Source organism: Nocardioides sp. GCM10028917 (assembly GCF_042666175.1).
In the GTDB taxonomy this organism is placed as follows: domain Bacteria; phylum Actinomycetota; class Actinomycetes; order Propionibacteriales; family Nocardioidaceae; genus Nocardioides.
This window is the reverse complement of sequence record NZ_JBHTFL010000013.1, coordinates 81,986-103,296: the sequence shown is the minus strand read 5'-3', so window position 1 is coordinate 103,296 and position 21,311 is coordinate 81,986. Positions and strand designations below refer to the sequence as shown.

Here is a 21,311-nt window from a genome sequence, read left to right as displayed (position 1 = left end):
GGGAACCCCCCGACCGAAGGAGCCACCCGTGAGCGAGGCCGCCACCGGGACGCGGGCACTGGACCGCGCCGCCGACCTCGTCGCGGCGGTCGTCCACGCCGACGAGCCGATGTCCTTCGCCGAGCTCCAGGACGCGAGCGGTCTGGCGAAGTCGACGACCTCGCGGCTGCTCGCCGCCCTCGAGCGGTCGGGCCTGGTGGAGCGCGTCGGCTCCGGCTCCTACGTCGCCGGCCGGCTGTTCTGGCTCTATGCGGCGCGCCACGACCCGTGGGACGAGCTGGTCCGGCTGGCCCGCCCGGTCATGGAGCGCATCGGCTCCGACACGGGCGAGACGGTCCACCTGAGCGTCGCCCGCGGCGACCGGGTGGTGCAGGTGGCCCAGGTCGACTCGACCTACCTCCTCGGCACCCGCGACTGGACCGAGATCGAGGTCCCCTCCCACTGCTCCGCGCTGGGCAAGGTGCTCCTCGCCTGGGGCGCGCTCGACCTCCCCGAGGGCGAGCTGGAGCGACCCACCCCGGCGACGCTGCCCGACGCCGACGCCGTACGCCGTGACGCCCGGCGCGCCCGCGACCGGGGATGGACCCTCACCGAGGACGAGCTGGAGATCGGGCTGACCGGCATCGCCGTCCCGGTCTTCGGCCTCCGCGGCGACGTGGTCGCCGCCCTCGGGATCTCGGGCCCCACGGCCCGGCTGGCCGATCGCGTCGACGAGCTCGGACGCCAGCTGCTCGACCAGTCCACCGCGCTGTCCACGCTGCTGCGCGGCCCCGCCCGCACCGACCCCGCACACCGAGCCGCTCGCACCCAGGAGGTGGTCGCATGACCCCCGAGGACATCCTCAAAGCCCTCTACGACGAGACGCTCGTGGGCAACGCCCCGCGCGTGCTCGAGCTGACCAACGAGGGGCTCGGCCTCGACATGGAGCCGCAGACGCTCCTCTTCGACGCCCTGATCCCCTCGCTGGAGGAGGTCGGCGCGCGGTTCGAGCGCGGTGACTTCTTCGTCCCCGAGATGCTCATCGCCGGCCGCGCCATGGCCGGGGCGATGGAGCGGCTGCGACCGCTGCTCGCCGAGACGGGCGTGGCGACGATCGGCAAGTTCCTGATGGGGACGGTGAAGGGCGACGTGCACGACATCGGCAAGAACCTCGTCAACATCATGCTCGAGGGCGCCGGCTTCGAGGTGATCGACCTCGGCGTGCAGGTGGCCCCGGAGAAGTTCGTGGCGGCGATCGAGGAGCACCAGCCCGACATCGTCGGCTTCTCGGCGTTCCTCACCACCACCATGCCGATGTTCAAGGCCAACATGAACGCGCTCGAGAAGGCCGGCATCCGCAACGAGGTGATCGTGATGGTCGGAGGCGCACCCGTCACCCAGGAGTACGCCGACGCGGTCGGGGCCGACGGCTACGCCGCCGACGCCTCCCAGACGGTCAAGCGCGCCAAGAGCCTGATCGAGGCCAAGCGCACCAAGGTTCCGGCGTGAGCCCCGCCGAGCCGCTGCACACGGTCCTGCGCTCGGCCACCCGCGAGGTGGTCATCGGGCACGACACGCGCTTCACCCTCATCGGCGAGCGGATCAACCCCACCGGGCGCCGCATCTTCCAGCAGCAGCTCCGCGACGGCGACCTCTCGGCGATCGAGCGCGACGTCAAGGCGCAGGTCGAGGGGGGCGCCGACGTCCTCGACATCAACATGGGCGTGCCGCTGACCGACGAGCCCGAGCTGCTCGCCAAGGCGATCCAGATGGTCCAGGAGCTCACCGACCTCCCGATCTGCATCGACTCCTCGGTCGTCGAGGCGCTCGAGGCCGGCCTCTCCGTCTACCAGGGCCGTGCCCTGGTCAACTCGATCACCGCCGAGGACGACCGCATGGCCGCGATCCTCCCGCTGGTGAAGAAGTACGACGCCGCGATCATCGCCCTACCCAACGACCACGACGAGATCCCGATGGAGGCCGACAAGCGCGTCGAGCTCACCGGCAAGATCGTCCGCGTCGCCACGCAGGAGTACGGCATCGCGCAGGCCGACATCGTCATCGACCCGCTCGCCATGCCCATCGGGGCGGACACCGCCACGAGCCTGGTGACCTTCGAGGTGATGCGACGCATCCGCGACGACTTCGGCGTCAACATGACCTGCGGCGCCTCCAACGTCTCCTTCGGGATGCCGGGCCGGCACACCCTCAACGGCACCTGGCTCCCCATGGCGATGACCTCCGGGCTGACGAGCGCCATCATGGACGCCCGCACGCCCCAGGTGGTCGAGGCGGTCAAGGCGGCCGACCTGTTCCTCGGTCACGACGACTGGGGCATGGCGTGGATCACCGCCCACCGCGCGAAGCAGGAGGCCGAACGAGCGTGAGCCCACCCCCCGACGGGCCCGACTTCTCGCTCGCCGATGTGGCCCGCGAGGGTCTCATCGAGAGGCCCGGCGTCGAGCCCGCCGCCCACGACGGGACCGGCCGTGTCGGCCTCGCGTTCACCGTCATGACCACGGCCGAGGACGGGGCGGAGGTCCCGCCGGCGCTGCGCGACGTACGCGTGCCGCCCGGGGTGACCGTCTTCGACGCCGCGTCGTGGAACGGCATCGCGATCGACTCCACCTGCGGCGGCCACGGCACCTGCCACAAGTGCCGCATCCGGGTCACGTCCGACAGCGCGACCCCGGTCACCCGCCACGACGTGCGCACCTTCACCCCGGCCCAGCTCGCCGAGGGGTGGCGGTTGGGGTGCCTCCTCCACGCGACGCGCGACCTCGCCGTCGAGGTCCCTCCGCTGACCACCCGGCCCAAGGCCGCGACCGTCGGGATCGGGCGTCAGGTGATCCTGCGCCCGGCCCTCCAGAAGCGGTACGTCGAGCTCGACGAGGCCACGCTCGCCGACCAGCGCACCGACCTCGTACGCCTCACCGACGCGATCGACGACCTCGAGCTCAGCGCCGACCTCCACGTGCTGCGGAGGCTGTCGACCGTGCTCCGCGCGGCCGACTTCAAGGTCACCGCGGTCATCCTCGACGAGGCCCTCGTCGACGTCGAGCCCGGCGACACCACGGCTGCGCGCTACGCCATCGCCTTCGACCTCGGCACGACGACGGTGGTCGGCACGCTGCTCGACGTCGGCACCGGCACGCCCCTGGCCGTCGCCTCGACGCTCAACGCCCAGCAGCCCTTCGGCGGCGACGTCATCACCCGGATCAGCGCGACGATGATGGACCCCGAGGCTCTCGGGCGGCTGCAGGAGGCCGCCGGCCGCACCCTGTCCTCCCTCGCGTCCGAGGTGTGCCGGGAGGCCGGGGTGGACCCCGCCCACGTCTACGAGGTGGCCGTCGCCGGCAACGCGACCATGACGGCGCTCGCGCTGGGCATCGACCCCGAGCCGCTCGGCGTCGCCCCCTTCGTGATGTCCGCCGCCCAGCCTCCGTCGGTCCTCGCCGCCGACATCGGCCTCAGCCTGCACCCGCGGGCGCGGGCCTTCTTCTTCCCCGCTCTCGGTGCGTACGTCGGCGGCGACATCGTCGCCGGCATGCTCGCCAGCGGGATGGACCGCGACAAGCGCACCCGGCTCTTCATCGACGTCGGCACCAACTGCGAGATCGTGCTCAGCGACGGGGAGACGATCCTGGCCACCGCCGCGCCCGCCGGCCCGGCGTTCGAGGGCGGGGCCATCCGCTGCGGCATGCGCGCCGCCGACGGCGCCATCGAGGTCGTCAAGGTGGACCCCCACGCCGAGGGCGAGGACACCGCCGTCACGCTGCAGGTCATCGGCGACGTCGAGCCCCGGGGCCTGTGCGGCTCCGGCCTGGTCGACGCGGTCGCCGAGCTCGTCCGCGTCGGCCTCCTCGACGCCTCCGGCCGCCTGGTGCCCGAGGAGGACGCCAAGGGCATCGCCCCTGCGCTCGCCGACCGGATGGCGAGGATCGGCGAGGAGCGGGTGTTCATCCTGCACCGGCCCACACCCGATGCCGAGGCCGCCGAGTGCGTCTACCTCTCCCAGCGCGACGTGCGGGAGCTCCAGTTCGCCAAGGCGGCCATCTCCACCGGCTGGTCCCTGCTCCTCGAGGAGCTCGGCCTCGAGCACCGCGACGTGCAGCAGGTGCTCCTCGCGGGCTCGTTCGGCAGCTATCTCTCCCCCGCATCGGCCGTCCGCATCGGGCTGGTCCCCCGCCTGCCGGTGCTGAGGATCGTCGCCGCGGGCAACGTGGCCGGCGAGGGCGCCAAGATGGCGCTCCTGTCGGTGCGCGAGCGGGCCGGGGCGCGCGCGCTGCTCGAGGAGGTGACCTATGTCGAGCTCTCCGACCGTCCGGGCTTCAACGACGCCTTCGTCGACCAGCTCTCCTTCTCTCCCTGAGGCTCTCGCTGAGGGCCGCGTGGCGCTCATCGCGTGCGGTGCGATCGCCCAGCCGGCGGCCGCGGTCGTCGCGCGACGCGGCTGGCCCGTCGACGTCCATCCCCTTCCCCCGCTCCTGCACAACCACCCGGACCGGATCGCCGACGAGGTGCGCACGCTGGCCGGCCGGCTGGGGCGGTCCTACGCGAAGGTCGTGGTCGGCTACGCCGACTGCGGCACGTACGGCGCCCTCGACAGCGTCTGCGACGACCTCGGGATCCAGCGGCTCCCGGGACTGCACTGCTACGACGTCTACGCCGGGCAGTCGCGCCTCGAGCGGTTCTTCGACGAGCAGCCGGGCACCTACCTCCTGACCGACTTCCTCGTCCGGTCGTTCGACCGCACCGTCATCCAGGAGCTGGGCCTCGACCGTCACCCCGAGCTCCGCGACACCTACTTCGGCCACTACACGCGCGTGGTCTGGTTGGCCCAGGAGCCCGACGAGGAGCTCGGCGTCCAGGCCGCCGACGCAGCGGCGAGCCTCGGCCTGCCGCTCACCGTGGTGGCCACGGGCGACCACGGCCTCGAGCAGGCGCTTGCCGATCTCGTGGGCTAGTCGCCAAGCCGTCGGAGCAGGTCGGTGCGCCAGGCCTCGGTCTCGGCGATCTGGTTGAAGGTGAAGACGTGGAGGCCCTCGACGAGGGCGCCCTCCTCGCCGAGGGCCGGTGCGCACTTCTCCAGGAAGCTCTCGCCGGTGAACCCGCCGGGTGCCGCGAGCCGGGCGAAGAGGCCCTTGTTCTTGGCGAGGAACTTCGTCGACTCCCCCACGCCGATGCGGGTGGCCATGCCGAGCAGCTTGGCGCGCTCGACCGGCCCCGGGATCCCGAGCAGCAGCGGCATGGCCACACCACGGTTGCGGAGCCGGCGGATCCAGTCGCGGACGAGGGTGGGGTCGAAGGTCAGGTTGCTGACGATGTGGGTGGCGTAGTGCCGCTTGTCCCACATCGACTGGACGGTGAGGTCGTCGTTGATCGTCGGGTGGGACTCGGGATAGCCGGTGATCCCGACGTGGGCGAACGGCGACCCGATCTCGCGGAGGTCCTGCAGCAGCGCGAGCGCGTCGGGATAGTCGCCCGCCGGGTCGGCGTCGCCGCCGGGCACGAAGACCCGGCTGATGCCCTTGCCGACGAGGCGGTCCGCGATCTCCTCGAGCTCGGTGCGGCCGGTCACCATCCGGGCGGCGAGGTGGGGCACCACGACGTAGCCGTGGCCGGTGAGGCGCTCGGCGAGGTCGAGGGTCGCCCCGAGGCCCTTGCCCGGTGACGCCGTCACCGTGACCACGCGTTCACGCGGCAGGTGCTCGAGGACCTTGTCCTCGGTGGTGGCTGTCGGCAGGACCTCGTAGCGAGCCTGCTGGAGGAGCCGGATGAGCGTGGCGGCCGATCGCTTGTTGCGCATGGAGCAACTCATCTCGTGATACGCATCAGAAGTGCCCACTGTAGTGGTTCCCGCATCGGAGGAGAAGGGGACGGCGGAGCGCCCCGGACGAGCGGGCATGACGAAGGGCGGCCACCCCGGATCGGGGTGACCGCCCTTCGACGGTGCTGCGGAGCAGCGGGTGCTAGCGGATCGTCACTTGACGGTGACGGTGGCGCCGGCGGCCTCGAGGGCCTCCTTCGCCTTGTCCGCGGCAGCCTTGTCGACGTTCTCGAGGATCGTCTTGGGCGCGGCCTCGACGAGGTCCTTGGCCTCCTTCAGGCCGAGGGAGGTCAGGGCGCGCACCTCCTTGATGACGTTGATCTTCTTGTCGCCGGCGGCCTCGAGGACGACCTCGAAGTCGGTCTTCTCCTCGGCGGCGGCGTCGCCACCAGCGGCACCACCGGCGGCCGGGGCGGCGGCCACGGCGACGGGGGCAGCGGCGGTCACGCCGAAGGTGTCCTCGAACTGCTTCACGAACTCGGAGAGCTCGATGAGGGTCATCTCCTTGAACGCGTCAAGGAGCTCGTCGGTGCTGAGCTTCGCCATGATGGCAAACCTTTCGTCTGTGGCGCGGTCGCGGTGTGCGGCTGCGCCGGGGTTTCAGGTGGTGTACGTCGGCCTGGTCAGGCGTCGGTGGACTCGGCGGCCGGCTCGGCTGCCTCGTCGGTCGCCTCGGGCGCGGCGGCCTCCTCCGAAGAGGGGGCCTCCTCGACCGGGGCGTCCTCGGCAGCCGGAGCAGCCGGCGTACCGGCACCACCTGCGAGGATCGAGGGGTCCTGCTCGGCCTTGGCCTGGAGCGCACCCGCGAGACGGGCGGCCTGGGCGATCGGCGCGTTGAGCAGGTAGACGGCCTGGGAGAGGCTCGCGAGCATGGCGCCCGCCAGCTTGCCCATCAGCACCTCGCGCGACTCGAGGTCGGCCAGCTTGGCCACCTCTGCAGCGCCGAGCGGCTTGCCGTCCAGGACTCCACCCTTGATCACAAGGGCGGGGTTGGCCTTGGCAAAGTCACGCAGACCCTTGGCGGCCTCGACCACGTCTCCATTGATGAAGGCGATGGCGGTGGGGCCGGTCAGCAGGTCGTCGAAGCCGTCGATGCCCACCTCGGTGGCGGCGATCTTGGCCAGCGTGTTCTTGACCACGGCATAGTTGGCGTTCTCGCCGAGGGCACGCCGCAGGTCCTGCAGCTGCTTCACGGTGAGCCCGCGGTACTCGGTCAGTACAGCGCCGGCCGAGTCGTTGAACGAGTCAACGATCTCCGCGACGGCGGCAGTCTTTTCTGCCCGCGCCATGGGTCTCCTTCCGGGGTTGACCACCGGCGTCCGGCCCACGAAGACGAACGCCCTGAGCACAGGCTCAGGGCGTGGGTGCGGCGAAGGCCGCTGCTCTGAAATCCTGCGCCGGCCGTCCGCTGCTGCGAACCTTCGGTCACGGGCGTGGAGCCCGTGACAACCTGCGGTCTCTGGTTTCGAGATGGAACAGTACGCGTCCGGGCGCCGTCCGGACAAATCGGCGGAGCCGGCCGGCAAACCGGCCAATCGTCCTACGCGGGTCGCCCATCACTGGTCCAATGGCCCCGTGGATCACCAGCTCATGACCGTCGGTGCCTCCTTGGCCCGCAGCGACGAACGCATGCTCACCGGACGCAACGCTGCCGGACGCCTCTGGAAGACCGGCTTCGGGGGCCTCGACCCGATGATCGGCGGCGGCATGCGTGCCGGCTCCCTGGTGCTGCTCGCCGGGCCGCAGGGCCTCGGCAAGTCGACGTTCGCACTGCAGGTCGCCCGCAACAACGCCGCCACCGGCCGCCCGGTCCTCTACTTCTCCTACGAGCACGACGCCGAGGACCTCACCCAGAAGCTCATCGCGATGGAGGCCGGCGAGCTCGACGACTCCGACCAGGTGCGGATCACCAGCATCCGGTCGATCTTCGACGACCTCTGGGTGAGCTCGCTCGAGCACCGCCTCGAGTCCGTGCCCGCCGGCGTCGAGGCGCTGACCCGGGTCGCGCAGTACTCCGAGATGCTCTTCGTCCACCGCTCGACCGGCTCCCGCACCGACCTCGCGGCGATCCAGGCCGCCATCGAGGCGGTGCGCGAGCTGTCGGGCTCGACGCCGCTCGTGGTCGTCGACTACCTGCAGAAGGTGAAGTCGAGCCACCCGGACGAGCAGGAGAGCACCACCGAGGTCGTCGAGGGCCTCAAGGACCTCGCCATCGACATCGCAGCCCCTGTCCTCGCGATCGCCGCGGCCGAGAAGGACGCCCTCCGCTCGGGCCGGCGGATGCGCGCCAACGACCTGCGCGGGTCGAGCGCCCTGGCCTACGAGGCCGACGTGGTGCTGGTGCTCAACAACAAGTTCGACATCGTCGCGCGCCACCACCTGACCTACGACCTCGGCAACGCCGAGCGGTTCCGGGAGTACGCCGTCCTGACGGTGGAGAAGAACCGGTTCGGTCGCGACGGGGCCGTGCTGCAGTTCCGCACCCGCTTCGACCAGGGCCGCTTCGAGCCCGAGGGCACGGAGGTCAAGGAGCAGCTGATCGACGAGCGGATCTTCCGGGAGTGACCTCCCGGCCGATCCCCCCGCCATGGCTCACATCCCGGGCTGCTCGGTGACCTCGCTGGTCGGGGGCTCCTCGATCTCGACGTCGGTGCCGAAGTCGGAGTAGGTGCCCTCGGTGGTCGTGGTGGTCGGCTTGCCGCCGCCCGCGGCCGGGATCTCCATGGTCTGGGTGAACTTGCGCGGCAGGTCGTCGGCGTCGACCCACATCTCGGTCACCAGCTCGTCGGGCAGCATGTCGGCCATCGCGGCCGGGAACTCCATGGCCTTGAGGTACTGCGTCGGGTCGAGGGTGATCCGGTAGTGGTTGGTCTCGACACCGTCGACGTCCTCGGTCCCGACGAGCTCGAGCTTCTTCGGCGCCTCCATGGCCTTGAACATCACCTCGGGGTCGGTCGCCTTGCCGATCATCCCGAAGAGCGAGTTCGGGTCGCTCAGGTCGATCTTGAGCCACTTGTCGCCCGTGCCGAGGTCGGGCGACTTCATGTACATCGCCTTGCCGACCAGGATCATCTCCATCGCCTGGGCGCCGGTGCTGGACGCCTTCATCTCGACGCCGTCGTCACCGAAGCGGGCCTCGCCCGTCATGGTCTGGGTCTGGCCGGCAGAGCCCGAGGTGGTCTCGAAGGCGAAGCTCTCCGCCTCGCGCATGGCGGCCATGACCGCCGGGTAGAAGTCGTCGGCGGAGAGCTCGGCGAGCGAGGCCTCGGCCGGCTCCTCGCTCTCGTCGGCGCCGTCGTCGGACGTCGTGCTGTCGTCGGAGCTCTCGTCGGTGGCCGAGCTCGAGGAGTCGGTGGAACCGGAGTCGTCGCTGCACGCGGCGAGCCCGACCCCCATGGTCAGCACCAGGGTGGCGGAGCCGAGACGGCGGGCGAGGGACGGGACGCGCATGTGTGTCTCCTGGGACGAAGTGGTACGACGAGGGTACGACGGTGGGTGCGACAGGTGTGCCACTGACGTTCTACCCGATGGCCCCCCAGCCAAACGGCGGGACGGGACGCAGAACGGCCCGGCCGCCCCGAGGGGGCGACCGGGCCGAGCGGTGCGTGGGTGGATCAGGCCTGGACGGCCTCGTCCTCCGACGCGACGTTCTTCACGCGATTGGGGTCGACCTGGATGCCCGGGCCCATCGTCGTGGAGACGGTGATCTTCTTGATGTAGCGGCCCTTGGAGCTGGCCGGCTTGAGACGCAGCACCTCCTCGAGGGCTGCGGCGTAGTTCTCCGCGAGCTGGGCCTCGGAGAAGGACGCCTTGCCGATGATGAAGTGCAGGTTCGAGTGGCGGTCGACGCGGAACTCGATCTTGCCGCCCTTGATGTCCGTGACGGCCTTGGCGACGTCGGGGGTCACCGTGCCGGTCTTCGGGTTCGGCATGAGCGAGCGCGGGCCGAGGACGCGACCGAGGCGGCCGACCTTGCCCATCATGTCGGGCGTCGCGACGACGGCGTCGAAGTCGAGCCAGCCGCCGGCGACCTTCTCGATCAGCTCGTCGCCACCGACGAACTCCGCGCCGGCCTCACGAGCAGCCTCGGCCTTGTCGGCGTTGGCGAACACGAGGACACGGGCGGTCTTGCCGGTGCCGTGCGGGAGGTTGACGGTGCCGCGGACCATCTGGTCGGCCTTGCGCGGGTCGACACCCAGGCGCATGACGACGTCGAGGGTCTCGTCGAACTTCTTCTTGGAGCCACCCTTGGCGATCTTGATGGCGGCCAGCGGCGCGTAGAGCTCGTCCTTGTCGAACGTCTCGGCGGCCGCGCGGTAGGTCTTGCTGCGCTGCATGATCTTCTCGTTTCTGTGGTGCGAAGGATGTGGTCAGCGAGCCAGCGCGGCTCTCCCACAGGGATTCAGTCGGTCGTGACGCCCATCGAGCGCGCAGTGCCCTCGACGATCTTCATGGCCGCATCGATGTCGTTGGCGTTGAGGTCGGGCAGCTTGGTGGCCGCGATCTCGCGGACCTGGTCCTTGGTCAGCTTGCCGACCTTGTCCTTGTGCGGGACGCCGGAGCCCTTGGACAGACCGGCAGCCTTCTTGATGAGCTCGGCAGCCGGCGGGGTCTTGGTGATGAAGTCGAACGTGCGGTCCTCGTAGATGGTGATCTCGACGGGGATCACGTTGCCGCGCATGGACTCGGTCTGGGCGTTGTAGGCCTTGCAGAAGTCCATGATGTTGACGCCGTGCGGGCCGAGCGCCGTACCGACCGGCGGAGCCGGGGTGGCCGAACCGGCCTGCAGCTGCACCTTGACCAGTGCGGCGATCTTCTTCTTGGGAGGCATAGCCTTCTTCTCTCTCTCGTGTGGTCATGACGAGGGCACCTGCCCCCTGCCACGGGTTGTCGCTACTGCATTGTCGCTTCTGCACGGCCGCTCGTGAAATCGAGCCGTACGGGTGGGTTCCGAGACGCGTCACCCAGTCGCTTGCTTCGCTGCGCGTCTGGGCCGACGCTCCTCAACCTCCGAAAGCTGGCTGACCGGCCGGAGCAAGCTCCGTCCGCTCAGACTTTCTGGATCTGGCTGAAGCTGAGCTCGACCGGCGTCTCGCGGCCGAAGATCTCGACGAGCGCCTTGACGCGCTGCGACTCGGCGTTGATCTCGGTGATCGTCGCGTGGAGCGTGGCGAACGGGCCGTCGACGACCATGACCGAGTCGGAGACGTCGAAGTCGGCGACCTCGACCGGCTTGCGCGGCGTGGTGGCCGCACCCTTCTCGCCCGACGCGGCGGCCTCGGCCTCGGCGACGGCCACGACGGCCGGGGCGAGCATGTCCTCGACCTCGCTCATGCTCAGCGGCACGGGCTGGTGGCTGTGGCCCACGAAGCCGGTGACCGACGGCGTGTGGCGCACGGCGGACCAGGACTCGTCGGTGAGGTCCATGCGGACCAGGACGTAGCCGGGCAGGACGGTGCGGGTGACCATCTTGCGCTGGCCGTTCTTGATCTCCGCGACCTCCTCGGTGGGGACCACGATCTCGTGGATGTAGTCCTCCATGTTGAGGGAGATGATGCGGTTCTCGAGGTTGTGCTTGACCCGCTTCTCCATGCCGGAGTAGGTGTGCACGACGAACCAGTCGCCGGGCTTGGCCCACAGCTCGCGGCGGAACGCCTCGAGCGGGTCGCTCTCCTCGGTCGAGTCGGCGGCCTCGTCGGCCTCGCCGGCCTCGACGTCGTCAGCCTCGTCCGTGACCTCGACCTCGGACTCGTCGTCGACCTCGGTCACGTCCTCGTCGGCCTGCTCGGAGGCCTCGTCGGCCGGGGTGTCCTCGACGACGTCGTCGACGGCGTCCTCCGGGGTCGCCTCGTCGACGGACTCGACCTGGTCGTCGACCTGGTCCACGTCATTGTTCTCAGACACGTCTCACTCCGTTGTTTCGTAGCTGGGGCGGGGAACTGTCTCCCCCGTCGTCACTGGACGCTGCTGTTGCCGGCGAAGACCTCGAAGACCAGCTTTCCGAAAGCCAGGTCGAGGACCGTCACGAGCGCCATCACCACGACGACGAAGACCAGCACGACGAAGAAGTAGGTGATCAGCTGCTGCTGGGTGGGCCACACCACCTTGCGGAGCTCGGCCACCACCTGGCGCAGGAACGTGGCGGGGCTGGTGCGCCCACGGTCGTCGCCGCGCGAGTCGCGCCGGTCCTGAACCGCGTTGCCGTCGGCCACGTCATCCACCTTCTCGTTGTTGCTGTGCAGTCTTCCTCGCAGGGCACGAGGGACTTGAACCCCCAACCTTCGGTTTTGGAGACCGATGCTCTGCCAGTTGAGCTAGTGCCCTCCGGTGGTCCCGTCCCCATCACTGGGGGCATGCCGAAGCATGTGGCGAAACCACCAGTCCGGAAGCATACGTGGCAGTCCCAGTCCCAGTCGAACCGAGGCACCCCGACCGGGCGCTGGACGGACACGGCGTCCCCCTACGATGCGGGCATGGCAGGTGCGGGGGCGGGGCCGGCGGAGGGTGCGGAGTCGCGGCGCGAGGTGTCGCGGCTGCCCAAGGCGCACCTCCACCTCCACTTCACCGGGTCGATGCGCCACGGCACGCTGCTCGAGCTGGCCGAGCGCGACGGCATCGTGCTGCCCGACTCGCTGGTCGAGGACTGGCCGCCGCTCCTCAGCGCCGCCGACGAGAAGGGCTGGTTCCGATTCCAGCGCCTCTACGACGTGGCGCGCTCGGTGCTGCGCACGCCCGACGACGTACGCCGTCTCGTGCTCGAGGCGGCCGAGGACGACGTCCGGGACGGCGGCCGGTGGCTGGAGATCCAAGTCGACCCGAGCGGCTACGCGTCGAGGTTCGGCGGGATCACCGAGTTCACCGACCTGGTCCTCGACTGCGTGCGCGACGCGTCCGAGCGCACCGGGCTCGGCATGGCGGTCGTCGTCGCCGCCAACCGCACCCGACACCCGCTCGACGCCCGTACGCTCGCGCGCCTGGCCGCCCAGTACGCCGGGCGGGGCGTCGTCGGCTTCGGGCTGTCCAACGACGAGCGTCGCGGCCGCACCGAGGACTTCGAGGGCGCCTTCCGGATCGCCGATCGGGCCGGCCTGCTGCTCGTGCCGCACGGCGGCGAGCTGCGCGGACCCGACCACGTCCGGCAGTGCCTCGACCGCCTCGGCGCCCACCGGCTGGGGCACGGCGTCCGCAGCGTGGAGGACCCGGCGCTGCTCGACCGGATCGTCGAGTCCGGCACCGCGCTGGAGGTGTGCCCGGTCTCCAACGTCTCGCTCGGCGTCTACAGCGACCTCACGTCGGTCCCGCTGCCCCAGCTCCTCGCCGCCGGCGCCACGGTCGCCCTCGGTGCCGACGACCCGCTCCTCTTCGGCTCCCGTCTCGCCGGCCAGTACGCCACGATGCGCGCAGCGCACGACCTCGACGACGCCACGCTGGCCCGGCTGGCCGAGATGTCGTTCACCGCCTCGCAGGCGCCGTCCGACGTCGTGGCGGCAGCCAGGCGGGACATCGCCGCCTGGCTCGCCTGATCGCGGGTATCTAGGGACGTTGTGGGCGGCCACGACCCCGGATCGCCTACCCATTCGTCCCTAGATACCCGGGGAGAGGTCAGAGGGAGCAGCCGACCGTCACGGGCTCGTTGACCAGCGTGACGCCGAAGCGCTCGCGCACCCCGTCGCGCACCTCGCGGGCCAGGGCGAGCAGCTCCTCGGTGGTGGCGCCGCCGCGGTTGGTCAGGGCGAGGGTGTGCTTGGTGGACAGGCGCACCCGCTCCCCCGCGGCGGGGCTGGCGTAGCCCTTGCCGTAGCCGGCGTGCTCGATGAGCCACGCGGCGCTCGACTTCACGCTGCCGTCGGGCTGCTCCCACCGCGGGGCGTCGCCGGGAAGGGCCGCCGCCTGCTCGGAGGTCAGGAACGGGTTGGTGAAGAACGACCCGGCGCTCCACGTGTCGTGGTCGTCGGCGTCGAGCACCATCCCCTTGCCGGAGCGCAGCTCCAGGACCGCGTCGCGCACGGCCTTCAGCGGGGCGCGCTCACCGGTCCTGACACCGAGGGTGCGGGCGAGCTCGGCGTACGTCACGGGCTCGGAGAGGTCGCCCTGTCGCAGCTGGAAGGTCACCTCGAGCACGACGTAGCGCCCGGGCTCGGCCTTGAAGCGGCTGTGGCGGTAGCCGAAGCCGCAGTCGGCGGCGGCGAAGGTGCGCTGGGTGCGGTCGACGCGGTCCCACGTGCGGACCCGGGCGATGGTCTGGGAGACGTCCTGCCCGTAAGCGCCGACGTTCTGGATGGGGGTCGAGCCGACGGCACCCGGGATCCCCGAGAGCGCCTCGATGCCGGCCCACCCCTGGTCGACGGCGTGGGCGACGAGCTCGTCCCAGTCCTCACCAGCCGCCACCGTGAGCACGACTCCTCCGCACTGGGCGAGGGCGTCGACGTCGCACGTGTCGGTGTCGGCGTCGACGCCGGTGGTCGCGACCTGCACGACCCGGCCGTCGAAGCCCTCGTCGGCGACGACGAGGTTGGACCCGCCCGCGAGCAGCAGCACGGGGGTGCCGGCGGCGTCGGCGTCCGCCACCGCGGCCACGAGCTCGGCCTCGGTGGTGGCGCGCACCCACTCGCGGCCGGGGCCACCCAGACGCAGGGTGGTGTGGTTGCGCAGGTCAGGCACGGACGGTGGCCTCGCGCACCACGGCCTTGGGCATGCCGAGCACCTTCGTGCCCTCGCACGTCACCTCGAGCGCGAGCGTGACCAGGCCGTCCGCGACCGACTTCACGGTGCCACCGACGACCACCTCGGCGCCGCCCTCGGCGGGTACGACGACGGGGCTGGTGAACTTCGCGCCGAGGTCGACGACCTCGGCGCCTCCGGTCCACTCGGCGACCGCGCGGCCGACGAGCGCGAGGGTGTACATGCCGTGGGCGATCACGCCGGGGAGGCCGACGCTGCGCGCGACGTCCTCGTCCTGGTGGATCGGGTTGTGGTCGCCGCTGGCGTCGGCGTAGGCGACGAGGTCGGCGCGAGTGACCGTGAAGGTCCGGGTCTCCAGGACGTCACCGGCGTTCATGCCGCACCTCCGGACGAGTGGACGAGGGTGGCCTTACCGGTGCAGACGACCGCGCCGGTGGCGTCGGTGATCTCGCTGGTCGTGGCGATGATGTCGGCGCCGCCGATCTGGCGGAGGCCGGTGACCGTCAGCGTCGCGCTGAGCTCGTCGCCGACCGTCAGGGGGCGCACGTACGCGAAGCGCTGCTCACCGTGGACGATGCGGTGCAGGTCGATCGCCTCGGCGTCGAGGAAGGCCTGCATCGCGTCGAACGCCAGCACGATCGGGAAGGTCGGCGGGACCGCCCCATCGTCGGCGCCGGGGTGCCCGACGGAGGCGGCGAAGGCGTTGACCCGCTCGGGGGTCACGGACAGGGGTGCCGGTGCGGGGAACGCGCGTCCCACCAGCGAGGGGTCGACGGGCATGGGTCCGAGCCTACAAACACGACAACCCGTCCGAGTGCTCGGACGGGTCGGGTGTGACGAAGAACGACGTCAGCGGGTCTCGCGGTGGATCGTGTGCCGGCGGTCGCGCGGGCAGAACTTCTTCAGCTCGATCCGGTCCGGGTCGTTGCGACGGTTCTTCTTGGTGATGTAGTTGCGCTCCTTGCACTCCGTGCACGCGAGCGTGATCTTGGGGCGAACGTCAGAGCTCTTGCTGGCCATGAGGAGATCCTTGGGTTGCGGGGTGGTGCGGAGGCTGCTGCGATTTTGGTGGTAGCGGGGGCGGGACTCGAACCCGCGACACCACGATTATGAGCCGTGTGCTCTAACCACCTGAGCTACCCCGCCGCGGAGGAAGGACTCCCCGGAGGGGGTCCGAACCAGAGCCCCTTTACGGAATCGAACCGTAGACCTTCTCCTTACCATGGAGACGCTCTGCCGACTGAGCTAAAGGGGCAACGACGGAGAACGATACACACGGCCCGCCGCCATGAGAAATCGGCTGCCACTCCGCCTGATCCGGCCGTTCAGGATGCCTTTCACGCTGCCTGGATCCGGGGCCATCCGACGGCCTCCTCGAGCTCGTACGACAACCCCAGCAGGCGTGCCTCGCGACCCGCTCCGGCGCCGAGCATCATCCCCTGCGGCAGCCCGGCGGCAGTGGTGGCGAGGGGCAGCGAGACGGCCGGCTCGCCGGTCGCGTTCTGCAGCGGCGTGAACGCCACCCAGTCCATCAGGCGGCTCATGATCTCGTCGTAGTCCTGGTCGGGGCGCAGGTGGCCGACCCGCGGCGTCTCGGTCGCGAGGGTGGGCGTCAGGGTGATGTCGTACGACGCCCGGTGCCGCGCGGCGAGGCGCTGGGAGCCCCTCAGCACGGCGATCGACCAGGGCTGCTTGTGCAGGTTGCGCGCGGCGTGCCGGGCCAGGCCGAGGGTGAGGTTGTCCAGCTTGGTCGGGTCCCAGGTGGGCCCGTGGTCCTTCCTGCCGCGGCGGGCGATGGCCAGCGCGAGCATCGACCAGAAGCGGACGAAGTGCTCGGGGAAGCTGTCCGGCACCGGGTTGTCGACCTCCTCGACGTGGTGGCCGAGCCGTTCGAGGAGCGCGGCGGTGCGCAGCGTCAGGTCACGTACCTCCGGGCTGCACGAGCGGCCGATCCCCTCGGTGACGACAGCGATGCGGAGCCGGGCCCGGCTCGGGCGGGTGACGTCGCCGACGGGCGCGAGGAGCGGGTTGCGCCAGACCTTCTCGGCCTCGCGGTAGAACGCTGCGGTGTCGCGGACGCTGCGGGTCAGGACGCCGTCGGAGACGATCCGCACCGGCATGTTGCTCATCATCCGGTCCTGGGCCAGGCGACCGCGGGTGGGCTTGAGGCCCACCAGCCCGTTGACCGCGGCGGGGATCCGGATCGAGCCGCCGCCGTCGTTGGCGTGCGCGATCGGCACCGCCCCTGCGGCGACGAGGGCGGCGGAGCCCGCGGACGAGGCGCCGGCGTAGTGGTCGGGGCTCCACGGGGAGCGGACCGGCCCGAGGCGGACGTGGTCGGCGGCGCCGGAGAAGCCGAACTCCGAGAGCTGCGTCTTGCCGAGCGGGATGAGCCCGGTGGCGAGGTACATCCGGGCGAAGTCGCCGTCGGCCGCCTGCGGCTGGGCGCTGAACGCGTCGGAGCCGTGCTGGGTCGGCATGCCGGCGACGTCGACGTTGTCCTTGACGAAGGTGGGCACGCCCGCGAACCAGCCGCCGCGCGGGTGCCGGGCCTCCTCCCGGGCGCGGTCGTAGGCGGCGTACGCCACGGCGCCGAGTGCGGCGTCGACCTGCTCGGTCCGGGCGATCGCGGCCTCGACGACCTCCGGCACCGACACGAGGCCGGATCGGAGCGCCTCGACGAGGCCCGTGGCGTCGAGGTCGGTGAGGGCGTCGTCGGCGGTGAAGGCGTGCACGCGCGTCGTCATGTCGCGACACTAGTGCGGCACGAGGCACGAGTGCCGGACGTGTGGCGGGAGGTCGAGTGGCTCCGCGACCGAGCCTGCGAGGTCGCGACGAGGCGTACCGAGACCCGCGATCGGACGTGCGGTGGCACAAATGGGTGGCAGCCTCCGTGGGCCGTGCTTCACCGTGGCCGGCATGACGAGCAGCGACTACTGGGACGCCGAGATCGCGGCGTCGTACGACGAGAGCTCGGCCTTCATGTTCACTCCGGAGGTCCTCGACCCGACGGTCGACTACCTGGCAGCGCTCGCCGGCGACGGTGCCGCGCTCGAGATGGCCATCGGCACCGGACGGGTCGCGATCCCCCTGGCGGAGCGAGGCGTCCGGGTCGCCGGGATCGAGCTGTCGCAGCCGATGACCGACGAGCTCCACCGCAAGCGCGCGGACATCCCCGTCGCGGTGGGCGACATGGCCACGACCCGCGTCGCAGGCGAGTTCGACCTCGTCTACGTCGTCTGGAACAGCATCGGCAACGTGCGCACGCAGGCCGAGCAGGTCGAGTGCTTCCGCAACGCTGCCCGCCACCTCGCACCGGGTGGCCGCTTCGTGGTCGAGCTCTGGGTGCCCGGCATCCGGCGCTTCCCGCCCGGCCAGGCCGCGGTGCCGTTCCACGTCGGACGTCGCCACGTCGGGTTCGACACCTACGACATGACCACGCAGCAGGGCACCTCCCACCACTACCGCCGGCACGACGACGGCACCGTCAGCTACGGGGAGAGCAACTTCCGCTACATCTGGCCCGCCGAGTGCGACCTGATGGCCCAGCTCGCAGGGATGGCGCTGGAGCGACGCGTCGCGGACTGGCACGGGGCGCCCTTCACCACCGACAGCGAGAGCCACGTCTCGGTGTGGCGCAAGCCCGCCTGACTCCGACGTGTCAGCCGGCGCACCCGCGACGGTGGCACCCCTCGAGGTGGTCGTCGACGAGGCCGACGGCCTCCATGAGGGCGTACATCGTCGTCGGGCCCACGAAGGCGAAGCCCGCCTTCTTGAGCGCCTTCGACAGCGCGATCGACTCAGCCGACGTGGCAGGCACGTCGGCGGTGGTGCGCGGCGCCGGCCCCGGCTCGGGCCGGAAGGACCAGATGAACGCCTCCAGCCCGCCCTGCTCGCGCAGCGCGACCGTGGCGCGGGCGTTGATGATCGCGGCGTCGACCTTGCGGCGGTTCCGGACGATGCCGGCGTCGGCCATCAGCCGATCCACGTCGCGGTCGTCGTAGCCGGCCACGGCGTCGGCGTCGAACCCGGCGAACGCGGCGCGGAAGTTCTCCCGCTTGTCGAGGATCGTGCGCCACGACAGGCCCGACTGGAAGGCCTCGAGCGTGAGCCGCTCGAGGTGGGCCGCCTCGCCCTCGACGCGCAGGCCCCACTCGGTGTCGTGGTAGGCGAGGTTGACGGGGTCACCCGCACCCCAGGGGCAGCGCGCGATCCCGTCGGCACCGACGACGGGGCCCGCGCCGGGCGTCTCGTTGGGCGTCTCGATGGGCGTCTCGGTGGGCGTCTCCATGGAGGCATCCTCGCCGACGCCGGGGACAGCGGCGTCCGGTGTCAGCCGACGGCGGCCGTCGCGCGACCGCGTCCGCGACGTCCCAGCATGTAGGGCAGCCCGGCTCCGGCGGCGTACACCGTCCGGGACAGCCGGCCGCGCCAGGTCGGCGCCGGGAGGGCGTCGGCGCCCGGGTCGAGCTCGCGCACGTCGACGTAGAACGCGGTCACCGTGCCGACGCCGTCCACCTCCGGGTCCACCCGTCCCACCGACAGCGGGAGGCCCGCGGACCCCGTGCCGTAGAGGTCCTCCGTCATCAGGACGTACTCGCGCAGCGGGACGTCGTTCTTGAGCAGGCGGTGCAGCAGGATCACGTCGATGCCCACCAGCTTGAGGCGGTCGCGGATGGTCTGCGTGGCGACCACCCCCACGTGGGCGACGAACTTGAGGGTGAGTGCGGCCGCCTCCTTGCAGCCCGCGCACGGGCAGAGGTTGCGGGCGACGTACTCGCGCTCGACGTGGAACGCGCGGTGCATGGCGGCCGCGGACTGCGCGACCTCCTCGACCAGCTCGCCGGGGTCGGACGAGCCGACCTCGCGGTAGAGGAACGCCGCGTCGCCCTCGATCTCCACGAGCTCCAGCCCGGGGACGGCGTCGACGATCACGCCGAGGAGCCGGCCGGTGTTGACCTCGGCGTGCGCCAGGCTCATCCGGTGCGTGCTCATGTAGGTGGTGTAGCCGCCGATGTCGGCGATCAGCAGGAGTCCCTGCGCTGAGGTCATCGCTCTCTCACTTCCTGCTGGTCACCGTCGGAGCCGACGGGACGGGTGGGGGTCTGGTCGGGCTGGCCGGGGTCGTCGGGGTCGTAGCGCTCGAGCAGCCGCCCGATGCCGAGGGCTGCCTCGCGCGCGCTGGGGGTGTAGCCGAGGACGACGGTGAGGAAGCAGTCGGCGTCGAGGCTCCGCAGTCGCACGTCGGTGCGCGCGGCGACCGACGCCGTACGGGCGCTGCGCCGCAGCAGGGCGATCTCGCCGAAACCCTCGCCGGCACCCAGCGTGGCCAGCAGCCGGCCGTCGCCCACGACGTCGACCTGCCCGGACTCCACCACGTAGTAGCGGTCACCGACGTCGCCCTGCTCGAAGACCAGGGCCCCCGCAGGCACCTCCCGGGCCTCGAGACCGCGGACCAGCTGCTCGACCGACGGGAGGGGCAGCGTGCGGAGCATCGGGACGTGCTGCAGCAGGCGTACGTCCTCGTCGTGGACGCCCACGGTGCGGTCGAGCGCACGGAGCCGCCACCACGACGCGGCTGCCAGCACCGGGCAGACCAGGCCGACCGCCACCAGCGCGGTCCGCACGCCCCAGGCGTCCACGGCGAACGACGTCACCAGCGCCCCGACCCCGATCGAGACGGCGACCAGGCTCTCCAGGACGCCGAACACCCGTGCGAGCACCGCGTCGGGTGCCATCCGGCCGAGCAGCGTGAAGCCGGCGACGTCGATGAGCGCGTTGCCCCCGCCGATGAGGGCGAGGAAGAACAGGGCCGCCAGGTCCCGGGGAAGGAGGCCGACGAGCACGAGCGGGAGCCCCCAGAGGGTGACCCCGAGGGCGAACCACGCCCCGAGCCGGCGCGTGCCGACGAGGAGCGACGCTGCGAGCGAGCCCACGACGGCGCCGACGCCCACGGCGGTCATCAGGGTGCCGGCGCCCGGCTCGCCGCGACCGAGCAGCTCGATCGACACCACGACGGAGAACACCGTCAGCGCCCCGCGCGTGAACGACTGCGCGGCGGCGAGGCCCAGGACCAGCGCGAGGTCGCGGTTGCGGACCACCGCGAGCACGCCCTCGACGACCTCGCGACCGAGCCGCCGACCGGCCGCGGGCGGTCGGGGTGGGGCGTCGTAGTCGAGGCGCAGGAGCAGTGCCGCGGACCACAGCGACGCGGCTGCCGCGACCCCGAAGACCACGTCGACGTCCGCGACCTCGAGGATCACGGCGGCGAGCAACGGTCCGACGAGGGTGGCGGTGGAGTCGAGCATGCCGCGCACCACGTTGGCGCTGGCGAGCTCGTGACCGGTGTGGCACAGCGACGGCAGGAGCGCGGAGTGCGCCGGGCGGAAGAGGGTCGCGGCGATCGTCGAGAGGACCGCCAGCGCGTAGATGACGGCGGGCGCGCCGCCCAGGGCGGCGACGACGGCGGCAGCGCCGGTGGCCACCCCGCGGGCCGTGGACACCACCACCAGCACCTTGTCGCGGCGGCCGCGGTCGGCGAACGGCGAGAGCAGCGGCGCGCAGATCGCCGACGGCAGCATGCGGAGCAGCCCGACCAGCCCCACCGCGGCCGCACCACCGTCGCGGTAGGCCACGATGCCGAGCGCCACGGTGAACGCCCACTCGGCGGTCCAGGCGCCCAGGAAGCTCAGCTGGGCGCGACGCAGGTTGGGGTTGCGCGCATTGCTGGTGAAGGCGGACGCCGCGTCGGACAGGCGGTGCGCCCGAACGGTCTCCCCCATCCGGTGACTCTAGGGCCGCCCGGAGGGCCGCGGAAAGG

Annotated in this window: 24 protein-coding genes and 3 tRNA genes; 8 read left to right on the top strand and 19 right to left on the bottom strand. The window is 71.4% G+C overall.

Translation table 11 applies throughout. The features are described from left to right. The first annotated feature begins 28 nt into the window (after window positions 1-28). Genes ACFQW6_RS20630 through ACFQW6_RS20610 form a run of 5 tightly spaced genes read left to right on the top strand, consistent with a single transcriptional unit; the run spans window position 29 to window position 4,946 of the window. A complete protein-coding gene (locus ACFQW6_RS20630; RefSeq protein ID WP_378550013.1) occupies window positions 29-826 on the top strand; it encodes an IclR family transcriptional regulator in 798 nt (265 codons plus the stop codon). Further along, window positions 823-1,488: a corrinoid protein gene (locus ACFQW6_RS20625; protein WP_378550010.1), complete on the top strand. Its 666-nt coding sequence runs from the start codon at window positions 823-825 to the stop codon at window positions 1,486-1,488. Before ACFQW6_RS20630 ends, ACFQW6_RS20625 begins: the two co-directional genes overlap by 4 nt. Next, window positions 1,485-2,366 (top strand): dihydropteroate synthase, encoded by an 882-nt coding sequence (locus ACFQW6_RS20620; RefSeq protein WP_378550007.1) that lies wholly within the window; start codon window positions 1,485-1,487, stop codon window positions 2,364-2,366. Before ACFQW6_RS20625 ends, ACFQW6_RS20620 begins: the two co-directional genes overlap by 4 nt. Further along, window positions 2,363-4,351, top strand: a complete 1,989-nt coding sequence (locus tag ACFQW6_RS20615; protein WP_378550004.1) for an ASKHA domain-containing protein — start codon at window positions 2,363-2,365, stop codon at window positions 4,349-4,351. The genes ACFQW6_RS20620 and ACFQW6_RS20615 overlap by 4 nt, the downstream gene beginning before the upstream one ends. A gap of 19 nt (window positions 4,352-4,370) precedes the next feature. After that, complete coding sequence (locus ACFQW6_RS20610) at window positions 4,371-4,946, top strand: DUF1638 domain-containing protein (protein ID WP_378550001.1); 576 nt, start codon at window positions 4,371-4,373, stop codon at window positions 4,944-4,946. Here ACFQW6_RS20610 and ACFQW6_RS20605 read toward each other — a convergent pair. The 3 genes from ACFQW6_RS20605 to rplJ all read right to left on the bottom strand — a co-directional run bounded on the left by ACFQW6_RS20605 (window position 4,943) and on the right by rplJ (window position 7,098). Beyond that, window positions 4,943-5,788 (bottom strand): methylenetetrahydrofolate reductase, encoded by an 846-nt coding sequence (locus ACFQW6_RS20605; protein ID WP_378549998.1) that lies wholly within the window; start codon window positions 5,786-5,788, stop codon window positions 4,943-4,945. The two genes, ACFQW6_RS20610 and ACFQW6_RS20605, sit on opposite strands and share 4 nt — an antisense overlap. Before the next feature lie 174 nt (window positions 5,789-5,962). Further along, window positions 5,963-6,355: a 50S ribosomal protein L7/L12 gene (rplL, locus tag ACFQW6_RS20600; RefSeq protein WP_056907137.1), complete on the bottom strand. Its 393-nt coding sequence runs from the start codon at window positions 6,353-6,355 to the stop codon at window positions 5,963-5,965. Window positions 6,356-6,432: 77 nt separating this feature from the next. Further along, window positions 6,433-7,098, bottom strand: coding sequence for a 50S ribosomal protein L10 (rplJ, locus tag ACFQW6_RS20595; protein WP_378549995.1), 666 nt, complete (start codon window positions 7,096-7,098; stop codon window positions 6,433-6,435). A 286-nt stretch (window positions 7,099-7,384) separates the two neighbouring features. Here rplJ and ACFQW6_RS20590 point away from each other — a divergent pair, with 286 nt between their 5' ends. Beyond that, a complete protein-coding gene (locus tag ACFQW6_RS20590) occupies window positions 7,385-8,374 on the top strand; it encodes a DnaB-like helicase C-terminal domain-containing protein (protein WP_378549993.1) in 990 nt (329 codons plus the stop codon). Window positions 8,375-8,401: 27 nt separating this feature from the next. Here the strand turns inward: ACFQW6_RS20590 and ACFQW6_RS20585 are convergent, their stop codons facing one another. The 6 genes from ACFQW6_RS20585 to ACFQW6_RS20560 form a co-directional block, all read right to left on the bottom strand. Beyond that, complete coding sequence (locus ACFQW6_RS20585; protein WP_378549990.1) at window positions 8,402-9,259, bottom strand: hypothetical protein; 858 nt, start codon at window positions 9,257-9,259, stop codon at window positions 8,402-8,404. A 164-nt stretch (window positions 9,260-9,423) separates the two neighbouring features. Continuing rightward, window positions 9,424-10,146: a 50S ribosomal protein L1 gene (gene rplA, locus ACFQW6_RS20580; protein WP_378549987.1), complete on the bottom strand. Its 723-nt coding sequence runs from the start codon at window positions 10,144-10,146 to the stop codon at window positions 9,424-9,426. Between the two features lie 65 nt (window positions 10,147-10,211). Then, window positions 10,212-10,640, bottom strand: coding sequence for a 50S ribosomal protein L11 (rplK, locus tag ACFQW6_RS20575; protein WP_378549984.1), 429 nt, complete (start codon window positions 10,638-10,640; stop codon window positions 10,212-10,214). A gap of 218 nt (window positions 10,641-10,858) precedes the next feature. Next, window positions 10,859-11,713: a transcription termination/antitermination protein NusG gene (nusG, locus tag ACFQW6_RS20570; RefSeq protein WP_378549981.1), complete on the bottom strand. Its 855-nt coding sequence runs from the start codon at window positions 11,711-11,713 to the stop codon at window positions 10,859-10,861. Window positions 11,714-11,763: 50 nt separating this feature from the next. Further along, on the bottom strand, window positions 11,764-12,021 hold the full coding sequence (secE, locus tag ACFQW6_RS20565) for a preprotein translocase subunit SecE (protein ID WP_378549978.1): 258 nt from the start codon (window positions 12,019-12,021) through the stop codon (window positions 11,764-11,766). A 39-nt stretch (window positions 12,022-12,060) separates the two neighbouring features. Beyond that, window positions 12,061-12,133, bottom strand: a tRNA-Trp gene (locus tag ACFQW6_RS20560). A 149-nt stretch (window positions 12,134-12,282) separates the two neighbouring features. Between ACFQW6_RS20560 and ACFQW6_RS20555 the strand changes: the two genes are divergently transcribed. Continuing rightward, entirely contained in the window at window positions 12,283-13,332 is a 1,050-nt protein-coding gene (locus ACFQW6_RS20555) for an adenosine deaminase (RefSeq protein ID WP_378549975.1), read from the top strand. Between the two features lie 79 nt (window positions 13,333-13,411). On the opposite strand, the gene ACFQW6_RS20550 is transcribed toward ACFQW6_RS20555, so the two are convergent. The 7 genes from ACFQW6_RS20550 to ACFQW6_RS20520 form a co-directional block, all read right to left on the bottom strand. Next, a complete protein-coding gene (locus ACFQW6_RS20550; protein WP_378549973.1) occupies window positions 13,412-14,470 on the bottom strand; it encodes a UDP-N-acetylmuramate dehydrogenase in 1,059 nt (352 codons plus the stop codon). Next, window positions 14,463-14,867, bottom strand: coding sequence for a MaoC/PaaZ C-terminal domain-containing protein (locus ACFQW6_RS20545; RefSeq protein ID WP_378549970.1), 405 nt, complete (start codon window positions 14,865-14,867; stop codon window positions 14,463-14,465). The genes ACFQW6_RS20550 and ACFQW6_RS20545 overlap by 8 nt, the downstream gene beginning before the upstream one ends. Further along, a complete protein-coding gene (locus ACFQW6_RS20540) occupies window positions 14,864-15,271 on the bottom strand; it encodes a MaoC family dehydratase N-terminal domain-containing protein (RefSeq protein WP_378549967.1) in 408 nt (135 codons plus the stop codon). The genes ACFQW6_RS20545 and ACFQW6_RS20540 overlap by 4 nt, the downstream gene beginning before the upstream one ends. Window positions 15,272-15,340: 69 nt before the next feature. Further along, window positions 15,341-15,511, bottom strand: a complete 171-nt coding sequence (rpmG, locus tag ACFQW6_RS20535; RefSeq protein ID WP_056907127.1) for a 50S ribosomal protein L33 — start codon at window positions 15,509-15,511, stop codon at window positions 15,341-15,343. Window positions 15,512-15,560: 49 nt separating this feature from the next. Next, window positions 15,561-15,637, bottom strand: a tRNA-Met gene (locus ACFQW6_RS20530). A 36-nt stretch (window positions 15,638-15,673) separates the two neighbouring features. Next, window positions 15,674-15,746, bottom strand: a tRNA-Thr gene (locus tag ACFQW6_RS20525). 82 nt (window positions 15,747-15,828) lie between these two features. Continuing rightward, a complete protein-coding gene (locus tag ACFQW6_RS20520; RefSeq protein ID WP_378549963.1) occupies window positions 15,829-17,238 on the bottom strand; it encodes an amidase in 1,410 nt (469 codons plus the stop codon). 172 nt (window positions 17,239-17,410) lie between these two features. On the opposite strand from ACFQW6_RS20520, the gene ACFQW6_RS20515 reads away from it, so the two are divergent. Beyond that, window positions 17,411-18,142 carry a class I SAM-dependent DNA methyltransferase gene (locus ACFQW6_RS20515; protein WP_378549960.1) on the top strand — a complete coding sequence of 244 codons (732 nt, stop codon included), beginning with the start codon at window positions 17,411-17,413 and terminating at the stop codon, window positions 18,140-18,142. Window positions 18,143-18,152: 10 nt separating this feature from the next. Here the strand turns inward: ACFQW6_RS20515 and ACFQW6_RS20510 are convergent, their stop codons facing one another. From ACFQW6_RS20510 to ACFQW6_RS20500, 3 genes are read right to left on the bottom strand one after another with little or no spacing between them, the layout of a single operon-like run. Then, entirely contained in the window at window positions 18,153-18,782 is a 630-nt protein-coding gene (locus ACFQW6_RS20510) for a DNA-3-methyladenine glycosylase I (protein ID WP_378549957.1), read from the bottom strand. Window positions 18,783-18,823: 41 nt separating this feature from the next. Continuing rightward, a complete protein-coding gene (locus ACFQW6_RS20505; RefSeq protein WP_378549954.1) occupies window positions 18,824-19,543 on the bottom strand; it encodes a DUF2652 domain-containing protein in 720 nt (239 codons plus the stop codon). After that, window positions 19,540-21,273, bottom strand: a complete 1,734-nt coding sequence (locus ACFQW6_RS20500) for an MFS transporter (RefSeq protein WP_378549951.1) — start codon at window positions 21,271-21,273, stop codon at window positions 19,540-19,542. Before ACFQW6_RS20500 ends, ACFQW6_RS20505 begins: the two co-directional genes overlap by 4 nt. Between the last annotated feature and the right edge of the window lie 38 nt (window positions 21,274-21,311).

Coding starts and splice junctions, on each gene's coding strand:
- ACFQW6_RS20605 (WP_378549998.1), bottom strand. CDS start 5,788: ATGCGCAACAAGCGATCGGCCGCCACGCTCATCCGGCTCCTCCAGCAG.
- rplL (WP_056907137.1), bottom strand. CDS start 6,355: ATGGCGAAGCTCAGCACCGACGAGCTCCTTGACGCGTTCAAGGAGATG.
- ACFQW6_RS20555 (WP_378549975.1), top strand. CDS start 12,283: ATGGCAGGTGCGGGGGCGGGGCCGGCGGAGGGTGCGGAGTCGCGGCGC.
- ACFQW6_RS20625 (WP_378550010.1), top strand. CDS start 823: ATGACCCCCGAGGACATCCTCAAAGCCCTCTACGACGAGACGCTCGTG.
- ACFQW6_RS20510 (WP_378549957.1), bottom strand. CDS start 18,782: ATGGAGACGCCCACCGAGACGCCCATCGAGACGCCCAACGAGACGCCC.
- rplJ (WP_378549995.1), bottom strand. CDS start 7,098: ATGGCGCGGGCAGAAAAGACTGCCGCCGTCGCGGAGATCGTTGACTCG.
- ACFQW6_RS20505 (WP_378549954.1), bottom strand. CDS start 19,543: ATGACCTCAGCGCAGGGACTCCTGCTGATCGCCGACATCGGCGGCTAC.
- rplA (WP_378549987.1), bottom strand. CDS start 10,146: ATGCAGCGCAGCAAGACCTACCGCGCGGCCGCCGAGACGTTCGACAAG.
- rpmG (WP_056907127.1), bottom strand. CDS start 15,511: ATGGCCAGCAAGAGCTCTGACGTTCGCCCCAAGATCACGCTCGCGTGC.
- ACFQW6_RS20545 (WP_378549970.1), bottom strand. CDS start 14,867: ATGAACGCCGGTGACGTCCTGGAGACCCGGACCTTCACGGTCACTCGC.
- ACFQW6_RS20585 (WP_378549990.1), bottom strand. CDS start 9,259: ATGCGCGTCCCGTCCCTCGCCCGCCGTCTCGGCTCCGCCACCCTGGTG.
- ACFQW6_RS20540 (WP_378549967.1), bottom strand. CDS start 15,271: ATGCCCGTCGACCCCTCGCTGGTGGGACGCGCGTTCCCCGCACCGGCA.
- rplK (WP_378549984.1), bottom strand. CDS start 10,640: ATGCCTCCCAAGAAGAAGATCGCCGCACTGGTCAAGGTGCAGCTGCAG.
- ACFQW6_RS20520 (WP_378549963.1), bottom strand. CDS start 17,238: ATGACGACGCGCGTGCACGCCTTCACCGCCGACGACGCCCTCACCGAC.
- ACFQW6_RS20500 (WP_378549951.1), bottom strand. CDS start 21,273: ATGGGGGAGACCGTTCGGGCGCACCGCCTGTCCGACGCGGCGTCCGCC.
- ACFQW6_RS20515 (WP_378549960.1), top strand. CDS start 17,411: ATGACGAGCAGCGACTACTGGGACGCCGAGATCGCGGCGTCGTACGAC.